An 11,299-nucleotide genomic window follows, 5' to 3' on the forward strand; every position below is an offset into this window, starting at 1 on the left:
AATAAACTTTACTTAGACAGCAACCAGCTTACCTTTCTTCCGGCAGAGATATGGCAGCTATTGCAACTACAAGAGCTTTACTTAAGCAACAACCAGCTCACCACTCTTCCTACCGAGATAGGGCAGCTATTGCAACTACAAGAGCTTTACTTAAGCAACAACCAGCTTACCACCCTTCCAACACAGATAGAGCAGCTATCACAGCTACAAGAGCTTGGCTTGAATCACAACCAGCTCACCATCCTTCCGGCAGAGATAGGGCAGTTATCAAAGCTGCAAAGACTTGGATTAAGCAACAACCAACTTGCCTCTCTTCCTTTAGAAATAGAGCAGCTATCTCAGCTGCAAACGCTTGATTTAAGTAGTAACAAGCTTACCTCTCTTCCGGTAGAGATAAGGCAGCTATCACAGCTAAAAGAGCTTGGCTTAAACAACAACCAGCTTACCAGCCTTCCTACAGAGATAGGGCAGCTACCACAACTACAAGGCCTTGGATTAAACAACAATCAACTCACCACTGTTCCGGCAGAGATAGGGCAGCTATCAAAGCTGCAAAGACTTGGATTAAGCAACAACCAAATCACCATCCTTCCGGCAGAGATAGGGCAGTTATCAAAGCTGCAAAGACTTGGATTAAGCAACAACCAACTTGCCTCTCTTCCTTTAGAAATAGAGCAGCTATCGCACCTGCAATGGTTTGGATTAGATCACAACCAACTTACCTTCCTTCCCGTGGAGATAGGGCAGCTATTGCATCTGGAAGTGCTTGATTTAGATCACAACCAACTCACCACCCTTCCCGCAGAGATAGGGTTACTGTCTCAGCTGCAAGGGCTTCAACTGAAGGAGAATCCGCTAGGAAGCATCCCAGATGAAGTAAGGCGGCGTTTTTGCCTTTAGCTGAAAAAGTTCGTTCCTTCATCACCCAATAAGCCAAAGAAACGTATTGATATTCTTAGAAGGTTTTAAGAATATAAGTGGGCCTTCTGGCCTATCAAGAGACATTAACATCGAAAGTTTTCTTTACTAAAGATTCTTTATCAGCCTATTACATTTCTTTATTTTTAAATTTAAAGGCTAAGAATCTGTCTCTAAAATTTTCTTGTACATTCTGTTTTATTCATGTATTTTTGGCTCTAAAAAACTCATAAAACTTGTCTGGCATTTAAAGAGACCCCATAATGAACCCTAGCTCATCTATCAGCATTGAACATTTACCTAATGAAATACTAGTCCCTATTTTAAAGGCTTGTGCTAGCCCTTCCTTATTTAGCGTGTGTAGAAGATGGTACCATCTCCTAGCTAATCAAGTCATGCCTTCTCTTTATAAGCAAGTAGGTAAAGTGCATGTTCCTCAAGGAAATGTTAACGAGCAGGCTCTGACTTTAGATAGGATCTATAAGCTAGAAGAAGGGTTTTCTAAAACAGCAAAGGTAAATGCAATCTTTAAGCAAATCTTTACTTTAGCTCGCTCGCTTTCACCTTCAGAATTAGAATTTAAATGGATAACCGAGGAAAAAAGATATCTTACTCTGACTAATTATTCCTCTTATCTGGTGAATATTAATCGACTGTTAATGTGGAAAGAAATCCCTGGAGGAAAGGAATTCTTAGATCAAGAAGAAATCAAGTATTTGCCTTTAGCAAAAAAAGGAGAGCTTTTTAGAAGTTGGATTGAAAGCCACAGCAAAGATATTACGAGCTTACAATTAGAAGGAATCAGCTTAACCTTTTTACCTCCAGAGATAGGGCAGTTATCAAAACTGCAAGAGCTTGGATTAAGCAACAACCGACTCACCACCCTTCCGGTAGAGATAGAGCAATTATCGCAGTTGCAAGCGCTTAACTTAATAAACAACCAGCTTACCTATCTTCCTACAGAGATAGGGAAACTATTGCATCTGCAATTGCTTGGCTTAAACAACAACCAGCTTACTTCTCTTCCGGCTGAGATATGTCAGCTATCACAGCTACAAGCGCTTGGCTTAAACAACAACCAGCTTACCAGCCTTCCTATACAAATATGTCAGCTATCACAGCTACGAGCGCTTGGCTTAAACAACAACCAGCTTACCACCCTTCCTACAGAAATTGGGCAGCTATCGCATCTGCAGAACCTTTACTTAAACAACAACCAGCTTACCAATCTTCCTACACAAATATGTCAGCTATCACAGCTACAAGCGCTTGGCTTAAATAACAACCAACTTACCAACCTTCCTACACAAATATGTCAGCTATCACAGCTACAAGCGCTTGGCTTAAATAACAACGAGCTTACCAACCTTCCTACACAAATATGTCAGCTATCACAGCTACGAACGCTTGGCTTAAACAACAACCAGCTTACTAATCTTCTTGCAGCGATAGGGCAGCTATCACAGCTTCAGAACCTTTACTTAAACAACAACCAACTTATCTCTCTTCCTTCACAGATGGCGCACCTATCACAGCTACAAGAGCTTTACTTAAGCGACAACCAGCTTGCCTTACTTCCCGTGGAGATAGGGCAGTTATCGCAATTGCAATGGCTTGGCCTAGATCACAACCAGCTTACTAATCTTCCTACAGCGATAGGGCAGCTATCACAGCTGCAAATGCTTTACTTAAACAACAACGAACTTAACTCCCTTCCTCCACAGATAGCGCGCCTATCACAGCTACAAGAGCTTGACTTAAACAACAACCAGCTTACCAATCTTCCTGCAGCAATAGGGCAGCTATCACAGCTGCAATTGCTTGGCCTAGATCATAACCAGCTTACTAATCTTCCTACAGCGATAGGGCAGCTATCACAGCTGCAGAACCTTTACTTAAACAACAACCAACTTATCTCTCTTCCGGCAGAGATAGGTCAGCTATTGCAGCTACAAGAGCTTGGATTAAGCAACAACCGACTCACCACCGTTCGTGTAGAGATAGGTCAGCTATCACAGCTAAAAGCGCTTGATTTAAGCAACAACCAGCTCACCATCCTTCCGGCAGAGATAGGGCAGCTATCACAGCTACAAGAGCTTTACTTAAGCGACAACCAGCTTGCCTTACTTCCCGTGGAGATAGGGCAGTTATCGCAATTGCAATGGCTTGGCTTAAACAACAACCAGCTCACCACCCTTCCAGCAGAGATAGGGCTACTGTCTCAGCTGCAAGGGCTTCAACTGAAGGAGAATCCGCTAGAAAGCATCCCAGATGAAATAAGAGAGCGTTTTTGCCTTTAGCTGAAAAAGTTTGTTCCTTTATCACCTAATGTACTAAAGAAATAAATTGGTATGCTGCGTTGATGTTAAGGATATAGATAATTTTCTAATAGCATCCGAAGCGGAAAGGACTCATTCTGCTAAAAGTTTTGATTCTCTATAAAAAAAGAAAAAAGTTTGACTTCAAGCGCAACTATAGCACAGCTTAAGAAGCTAAAAGTTTAGAAAGAAGGAGCTTTATCTGTAAGCAACGAATAAGCTTTTAAAACATAGGCGGTCCCTTTGGGCCCAAAAGGATAAATATAGGAAATCGTCAACAAATTAACAGCTTTAGGAAAATTATGAGCATATACCCGACGTGCATAGTCAATACTCAACAAGCCAGAGTAAGCAAATTCATAACAATAGCGTAACCCTAAATCAATAGAACGATGATCGATACGGCCATACCCACCAAAGCTCCCGGCTGTTAGTTTTTGCTTGCCTAAACCCCATAAACAATTAATATACACACATATTCGATGAAGATAGGATCGATTCCATTCATATGCGGCATTTGCTACGACCCACGGCGTCCAACAATCGGCAGTTCCTATTCCTACAACCCCCCACCATCTGGAATACCAAGCCAAACCTTCAATATTTTGCTTGCCTATAGCAGCATGTAAAAAGGCTTCATTTCTCCCATGGTAAAAGAGACTAATATCCTTTACCGCTTTTTTCCAAGCTCTCTTAACGCTCAACCCCATGGATAGGCTAACAGGATCGCCAAGGTTATCATCCAGGAAAAGATAACGGGCGGTTAATGCGATATGAGTGCAGTTAAAAGAACATTTTTTTGTATCAGCAAACGCAGTTTCTAGCTGAAGGCAATAAGGATCATAGGCCACTAGCAGACTACCGTTAATCAATTGATCCTTGGAAGAATAATGCCCACTTACAGCATCTACAGAAGCGTAGGATTGAAAATGATAGGCAAGCTCTCCATGAACTTGTAAAGGGTTAGGATACCAGGGCTTAAACTCAACCCCTGAGAGTAGGCTAGGCAAGACAAGCAGCAAATAAGCGAGGCAATTTTTCATTAAGCGCCCAAGCCTCTGGCAGCAAGCTCACGCTCAGCTTCGATAGCTGCCATGCAGCCGGTCCCGGCAGCTGTAATAGCTTGCCTGTAAACATGATCTTGCGCATCGCCTGCCGCAAAGACAAGCTCATGACTTGTTTGAGTAGTTCCCGGTTTAACTGCAATATATCCATTGTCATGCAATTCAATTTGCCCTTGCAAAAATTTTGTATTAGGCGTGTGACCCACGGCAAAAAAAACTCCACCTGCTTCCTGGGTCGTAAGCTCAAAGGTTTTAAGGTTTTTAAGAGTTACGCTTTGCACTACATTTTCTCCAGTAACCTCTACAATTTCACTATCCCATAGGATTTCAATTTTTGGATGATTTAAAGCCCGTTCTTGCATAATCTTGGAAGCTCTAAGTTTATCACGTCGATGAACGAGGTAAACTTTACTTGCAAACTTTGTTAAGAAAGTAGCTTCTTCGACAGCGGAGTCCCCCCCTCCAATCACGTAAAGTTTTTTATCTCGAAAGATAGGCATCGCACCATCACAGACCGCGCAAGCTGTCACCCCTTTTTGCCAGAACTCTCCGTCTCTTGTCCCTGGGATGTCTAAACGATTAGCCGTTGCTCCTGTAGCTAGGATAACCGCATCTGCATAGTAAGCATGCTCCTTTCCATTAATAATTAAAGGTGCCTTACTAAAATCAACAGATTCCACGTCGTCCCTTAAAATATGTGTACCGAAACGCAAGGCTTGCTTACGAAAGGCTTCCATCAGCGCAGGTCCAGTTATCCCCTCAGGAAAGCCAGGAAAATTTTCTACCTCCGTCGTGGTCATCAGCTGACCCCCGGAAGGTCCTGAAAAAAAGCCTTCATAAAGTATAGGTTCTAAGTTAGCACGCGCTGCATAAATAGCTGCTGTATAGCCTGCCGGTCCGGATCCAATGATCACTAATTTTGCTTTTTTCATAGGGATAATCCTGGAAATAATAGGTAAATAGACGAAAATCATACTGTATAAAAAATAAAGGATAAAGAAAAAATCTACCTTTTAGGTCTTATTTCTAGCCCATTAGTTTTTATTTAAAAATCAGGCAGGAGAGCAAGAGAAGAAAAAGCCTTAGAGGCAAAAGGAAAATATTAATGCTCGATTGCCAAATAATCAGCAATTAATTTAGGATATAAACATTATAAAGTTAAATTATTCATTTCTTATAAAGCATTCTTAAAGAAGGAACAATTATGGGTTTTATTAGCCAAATTCAAGAATCTAATCAACCTGAAAGAGAACAAGCCTTGCAGATCCAAAACTCAAAAACTTCTTTAATTTATTTAAGTCCAGAGAGCAAAAGCACCGCACTGAAAGTAGCCAAATTTGTTGGCGCTACAGGCATATTAACTCTTGTGGCTTATTTAGCTCTTTGTCCTTCCTTGGATTCTGAAGGTAAATCCCTTGATTTTCCCTCTACTCTTTCTTTTTTAAATGATATAAAAGGATTTTTAGAATAAAATCTTTTTCTTAAGGATATAAGAATGACTAGCGGTTGGGAAACCCACCGATAAAAGAAAATTTTTCTATATATTTAGGCAATCCTTTTTTTTATCCGTATGTTTACTCGAGGGTGTTAGTCTCTTTTAGCCATCAATCCTACTTGTTGACACACAGAATAAACAATCGATGTAGCGACGCTCACTAGTGAAGCTTTTTTAACCAGCTCGTAGGTGGGATCCTGATCTTCTACCCATTCACAAGAAGCTGCGAGTGCATATAGGCTACCGACCAAACTAATACATGATAAAGAAATTTTTAACGTTTTATCCGCCGTATCTTTCCATGTGGAAATTGAAGGATTACGACGTAATAGAGGTTTTTCAATTTTTGCTTCACTGTAGATAGAAAGCAGATGTGTTCCAGCGTCCATAGTGCTTTGAGCACCATTCTTTATAAGAGGATGTGAGATTAACAGAGTACTTGCTTTCAAGATTCTAAGAGAAAGCACTGCAGCTTTTAAGTAGGCTTTAGAGAGCTGGTCGTCGATATCATCTTTCAATTCTTGGCTAGCTGCATTGGCGGGTGCCAAACTAATCAGTTGCCTGTTTTCAAAATAATTATTTTTTTTAATTTCCATTAAAAGCTTGATAAGTTGGTAGGCGTTCCATGCTGAGCTCCCTCCTGTAACTACCCCTATATCTTTTGCTTGCTTACCATAACTACTTATCTCTTTACTTAAAATCGTTACCAGTGCTTTTAAATTTAAAGGAATGGGTTGGTTAGTTTTAGCAGCCTGTTCGAATAATTTAAGCGCAGATTCAATTTCGGTTCCGCCACGCGGTGGAGAAATAGATTCTAGGCTGGCTAGCTCATTAATTTTCTCTGTGAGCTCAATTTTACTACCTTCATTGATAGAAGACATTTTACTCTCCTTTTGAGGTCATTAATAAGCTTAGATCTCAAGTCTCTCATATCTTGTGAGAACTTGTTCCATTGTAAGACGATCTTGAGTGTTAGTAAGAGTCATACTTTTCAAAAGATCTCCAAGAGCAGTGAGCTTTTTCTCATCGGCCAGCTCTTTTTCTTTCATCTTTGCAATCAGAGCATCGATATAGCCATGGACCTCATGTTGGGCTGCAGCAGATGCACTCTTTGAAGGTTTACTAAGGAGACGCCCTAAAAGCTTTACTTTAGCTTTTAAACCTACCGCTTTGACTTGAGGACAGGCAGCGTTTTCGACAAGAAATCTTTCAACACCGCGCAAATTTAAAGATGAATGACCAGAAGATTTTCTTGTGGTGGGTGGATGGATCATTAAATCACTTTGCAAAAGCCCTTCTTCAAGAATGCGTATTAAAACTAAGGCGGAGCTATAAACCTCAGCTTTTTTACTTATTTTACCTTCTACGGCAGCAAAACGCTGATTGCCCGTATGTATTTTTTCTTCGTTATCTTTTATCTTTTGGGTTTTACCAAAATCAGACAGTTTTACTTCTTTAACCATCCCCTCCTCTTTGGGCTGAGTATAGACTAGGATATTTTCTGGCTTTAAGTCGCCATGCACATAACCCGCCGCATGTAGATCTTTCACTCCTTTCAAAAATCCTCTAGCTAGCAAAGCTCTATTTTTAAAGTCATCTTGGAACTGATCCGGGGTAGGTGTTTCTATTATCTGATCTAAAGAATCTCTAACTGTACGGATTTCCTTTTCTAAATCACGTGTAGCTTTAAAGGTTTTTACTGTATAAGCCCCATTGATACGTTTAGAAGCTGCTACTTCTTCCATTTCAACAGCAAGATTAGCTCCTAGATTATCCCATTGCTCAAGTGATAATTTATCTAGTAAGATAGTTGCTTGCTCCATAGACATTTTTATTTCTTCGATAAAATATTTCTTTATCTCTGATTGATTGGATAAAGCCTCGCTAAATGCAGCCAGATTAATGTATTTTTTAAGCACACCGTCTACAATCTTAGCAGCGTTTGCCGAATCAAAACTTTGAGCAATTAATGGATGGAGAGTAGCCTTAAAAAGGCTATTTTTTATGTCTTTGGCAGTTTTAACTTCTTCAGCTATCTCAGCTTTCTTGAAATAACTTTTGAGCGTAAAACCATTTTCACTTCCTACAGGAGTAAAGAAAGCATGGGGGGATGGATCTAAAGAATTTGTAATCCATACACGTTTGGCTTTACCAAGCCCTACCTCTTTATATTCATTAATTTCTCCATCGAAATATTTTATGGCCCAAGCGGAGATTTTTAAAGGTTGCATTAGAACAATAATATCGTTACGTTTTCGAAAAATCTTTAGATAAATACCTTCTAGCTTTTTGTTCCCTGCCCCACTCTTATCGCTAATTTCTTGCGACTCTAATTGCTTGCATTGAGCATACAAAAGCTTTAACTCATCGATCTTTTTAGAAACCCTTTCTACTAATTTAAGATTTTGCCCACCAAGATTTAAGCTTAAAAGCTGTTCTTTAAGGTTATCTAATTGCTCAAGCTCTGCCCTAATAGCTATTAAAGGATTTTTAGCAGAAGTCATAGGCTTTAATTTTTGCGCGGACAAAGTCGAGGATGGCGGGTAAAAAACCTCTGGGATGTTTCTCTGTTTTATCTTTATAAAGTGCGTAATCTTATTTTTAACTCTTTCTAGATGAGCTTTAATAGATTGGATAAATTTTTCACTTGGGACTTGGGAAGGAGTAGATATTTTTTCTATACGCGCCGCTCTTACCTCTGAAGTGGGATGTTTAACAGCTTTGAGCCATTGGGACCGCTCAAGTGTGTTATCTTTTCTATGGTTGCCAATTTGCCGGGAGACCTTCTCCAATTTTTGCTCAGCAAAGGATACTCTTCGAACTTCTGCAACATAACTAGATGAGGGGCTAATCATACTCATAGTTTTTTTCCTGTTCTCTCGAGTAAAAGCAAAACTCTTTCCTTTATACTTAAATTATATCCACTAATTGTTAATAAATTATTAATTAACACACGTCCACCAGAAACAAAATAATAAAAACAACCTTAAATTGTTTAAGAAAAAGTAATTATAAATATTTTCTATGAAGAAAAAGAAAAATTTTAAATAAATTAATAAATATCAAATTGACATAAAATCAACATTGCTATTTAATCAGAGAGTCTAACCGACCTGTAATCTCAAAAAACTATTAAAAGTCCAGCGATCGCTGCCCTAGATAGTGACAATCAAATTTACATTTATTTAAGAATTTACCACTAAAATGGAACAATAATGACTTTCTTATCTACTGTTCGTGAAACTCTATTCTCCCGAGAAAAGGTTGAAGAAAAAGAGAAAGGCTTTGGTACTTTTATCGGAGTATTCGTTCCTAGTATACTCATGCTTTTTGGTGTGATCATTTTCTTAAGACTAGGCTGGATTGTAGGCCAAGTAGGGTTATCTACCACTCTAATGATTGTCACTTCAGCAGCTTTTATCGCTTTTGTGACTACCCTTTCTATGACCGCCATAGCCACTAATATTGAAATAGGAAAAGGTGGTGTTTATTATATACTCTCTCGTTCTCTAGGAATAGAGATAGGAGCTGCCATCGGACTTCCTCTCTATGTAAAGCAGTCGCTATCGATTGCTTTTTGTGTGATTGGATTTGCAGAGTCGTTACACGATTTAATCCCTCAATGGCCGATAGTCTCTATTAGCATAGGGACGCTTATCATCCTTACCGCTTTAGCCTATTTTTCTTTAAGTGGAGCACTTAAGATACAAGTCTTCATTTTTGTGAGCTTGATAGCCTCTTTAATCTCTCTCTTCATGGGAGGCGGAGAGTTTATTTCTCCAAGTCCTGAAACTTTTACTCCGGAGCCTGCCACATCCCTAGGTTTTTGGACTATTTTTGCTATCTTTTTTCCAGCCATGACAGGCGTAGAAGCCACAGTTTCTTTGTCGGGAGATCTACGCAAGCCTGAACGTTCTCTACCCTTAGGTACTTTAAGTGCTTTACTGGTAGCCTACGCTATCTATATGCTTATTCCTGTCTTTTTAGTTAAAAATGTTTCCCTCGAGCTATTGTCTGCTGATCCCTTGATCATGCAGAATATAGCAAGAATTCCTTCTCTAATTATTTTAGGCATATGGGGAGCGACTATATCAAGTGCCTTAGGAGGCCTTTTAGGGGCTCCAAGAATGCTACAAGCACTAGCAGAAGATGGAGTAGTTCCTCGAATATTTGCACGCACTTTTGGAAAAGATAAGCAACCTCGTATAGCCACCTTAACAACTTTTTGTATTTCCTTTTGTGGCGTCTATTTTGGAAGTGTTAACGTACTCGCTCCACTTCTTGCCATGATCTGCCTGATCTGCTATGGGGTTTTAAACTTTTCCGCAGGCTTTGAAACTTTAATGGCCAATCCAAGCTGGCGCCCCCGCTTTCGCATCCACTGGAGTATATCCATGTTGGGAGCCCTCCTTTGTGTCTTAACAATGTTAATGATTGATGCCGGAGCTGCTATTATGGCAGTAGCGCTCATCATCTTATTCTATTTAATCGCCAAGCGCCGCGCTTTGAGTGGTGCCTGGGATGATATGCGCTATGGCATCCTTGTGTTCTTTTCACGCTTTGCCATTTATCAATTGGCCTACAGCAAAAGCGTAGCTAAATCTTGGCGGCCTCATTTTCTTGTTTTTTCTAAGAACACAGAAGGCTATTCTAACAACTTGCTTGAGTTCACTCAAGCCATTAGCCAGAGTAAAGGCTTTTTGACCATGGCCTCTTTTGTTCCTCAAGAACTTGATAATGAAAAAGAAAAACAAGAATTAAAAAGAACGATTGCAAAAGATCTCCAAAAACAAAACATTCAAGCCCTTGTTCATATCATGCATACGCATAAAATTACGGCAGGTATGACGCAAATGATCAAAAGCTATGGCCTTGGCCCCCTTCAACCTAATACGCTTGTCTTCGGGGGAGTTGCTGACAACGAATCGCAAGAATTTGCGCAAGTCATGAAGGAAGCTTATCTCAAGCATTTCAATGTGGTGATCTTAAATGAAAATAGATCGAAAGATTTACTTCCTTTACAAGATAGAAAATTAGCGGGAGATATTCACATCTGGTGGGATGAAAAGAATATAGAAAATTCTGAGCTTATGTTGATTCTCTCCTATATGTTGCAAACAAGCCCTCTATGGAAAAAAACAAGAATTTGCTTAAAAGGAATTGTAGATAATGAAACTCTTCGTAAACAAGAAATGGAAAAGTTTAAGCAAATTGGTATAAGCAAAAGACTTCCTTTAGATGTGGAAATTTTAGTTTCCGATGAAAGTAGAGCTTGCTTTTATCCCTTAGTAGAAGAATTTTCCAAAAATGCGGGTATCGTTTTTATAAGCATGCGCGCACCAAAAATTAATGAGTCGATGGAAGACTACACTACTTATTTAAATGAAATAACTCTATTTTCTACCAATCTTCCTCCCACCGCCTTAGTGCTAAGCTCAAAAAGCACACCCCTTGACAACATTTTAAAATAAAGAAGAAAAACCAGAGAATAAGCCTTTAAAAAT

8 protein-coding genes are annotated in these 11,299 nt (G+C 39.6%); 4 read left to right on the top strand and 4 right to left on the bottom strand.

The window, feature by feature from the left end:
• Together DB41_RS12875 and DB41_RS12880 are read left to right on the top strand one after the other, a co-directional pair.
• The coding region (locus DB41_RS12875) for a leucine-rich repeat domain-containing protein (RefSeq protein ID WP_052243942.1) at nt 1-900 on the top strand (900 nt) is incomplete at its 5' end.
• 281 nt (nt 901-1,181) lie between these two features.
• On the top strand, nt 1,182-3,218 hold the full coding sequence (locus DB41_RS12880) for a leucine-rich repeat domain-containing protein (RefSeq protein ID WP_155117590.1): 2,037 nt from the start codon (nt 1,182-1,184) through the stop codon (nt 3,216-3,218).
• Nucleotides 3,219-3,418: 200 nt separating this feature from the next.
• Here the strand turns inward: DB41_RS12880 and DB41_RS12885 are convergent, their stop codons facing one another.
• Nucleotides 3,419-4,279 (bottom strand): hypothetical protein, encoded by an 861-nt coding sequence (locus tag DB41_RS12885; RefSeq protein WP_039385273.1) that lies wholly within the window; start codon nt 4,277-4,279, stop codon nt 3,419-3,421.
• Complete coding sequence (gene trxB / locus DB41_RS12890; RefSeq protein ID WP_039385274.1) at nt 4,279-5,232, bottom strand: thioredoxin-disulfide reductase; 954 nt, start codon at nt 5,230-5,232, stop codon at nt 4,279-4,281. Before trxB ends, DB41_RS12885 begins: the two co-directional genes overlap by 1 nt.
• Before the next feature lie 272 nt (nt 5,233-5,504).
• Here trxB and DB41_RS12895 point away from each other — a divergent pair, with 272 nt between their 5' ends.
• Entirely contained in the window at nt 5,505-5,771 is a 267-nt protein-coding gene (locus DB41_RS12895) for a hypothetical protein (protein WP_039385277.1), read from the top strand.
• A 116-nt stretch (nt 5,772-5,887) separates the two neighbouring features.
• Here the strand turns inward: DB41_RS12895 and DB41_RS12900 are convergent, their stop codons facing one another.
• Both DB41_RS12900 and DB41_RS12905 read right to left on the bottom strand, forming a co-directional pair.
• Nucleotides 5,888-6,676, bottom strand: coding sequence for a hypothetical protein (locus DB41_RS12900; protein ID WP_039385278.1), 789 nt, complete (start codon nt 6,674-6,676; stop codon nt 5,888-5,890).
• Between the two features lie 30 nt (nt 6,677-6,706).
• The gene (locus DB41_RS12905; protein WP_162180923.1) at nt 6,707-8,650 is read right to left on the bottom strand and encodes a protein kinase; all 1,944 of its coding nucleotides are present in this window, start codon (nt 8,648-8,650) and stop codon (nt 6,707-6,709) included.
• A gap of 360 nt (nt 8,651-9,010) precedes the next feature.
• Between DB41_RS12905 and DB41_RS12910 the strand changes: the two genes are divergently transcribed.
• Nucleotides 9,011-11,266 (top strand): amino acid permease, encoded by a 2,256-nt coding sequence (locus DB41_RS12910; protein ID WP_039385282.1) that lies wholly within the window; start codon nt 9,011-9,013, stop codon nt 11,264-11,266.
• Nucleotides 11,267-11,299: the final 33 nt, after the last annotated feature.

The organism is Neochlamydia sp. TUME1 (assembly GCF_000813645.1).
Classification (GTDB): domain Bacteria; phylum Chlamydiota; class Chlamydiia; order Chlamydiales; family Parachlamydiaceae; genus Neochlamydia.

Excerpts from the sequence above, each read along its gene's own strand:
- DB41_RS12880 (WP_155117590.1), top strand. The coding sequence starts at position 1,182 with ATGAACCCTAGCTCATCTATCAGCATTGAACATTTACCTAATGAAATA.
- DB41_RS12885 (WP_039385273.1), bottom strand. The coding sequence starts at position 4,279 with ATGAAAAATTGCCTCGCTTATTTGCTGCTTGTCTTGCCTAGCCTACTC.
- trxB (WP_039385274.1), bottom strand. The coding sequence starts at position 5,232 with ATGAAAAAAGCAAAATTAGTGATCATTGGATCCGGACCGGCAGGCTAT.
- DB41_RS12895 (WP_039385277.1), top strand. The coding sequence starts at position 5,505 with ATGGGTTTTATTAGCCAAATTCAAGAATCTAATCAACCTGAAAGAGAA.
- DB41_RS12900 (WP_039385278.1), bottom strand. The coding sequence starts at position 6,676 with ATGTCTTCTATCAATGAAGGTAGTAAAATTGAGCTCACAGAGAAAATT.
- DB41_RS12905 (WP_162180923.1), bottom strand. The coding sequence starts at position 8,650 with ATGATTAGCCCCTCATCTAGTTATGTTGCAGAAGTTCGAAGAGTATCC.
- DB41_RS12910 (WP_039385282.1), top strand. The coding sequence starts at position 9,011 with ATGACTTTCTTATCTACTGTTCGTGAAACTCTATTCTCCCGAGAAAAG.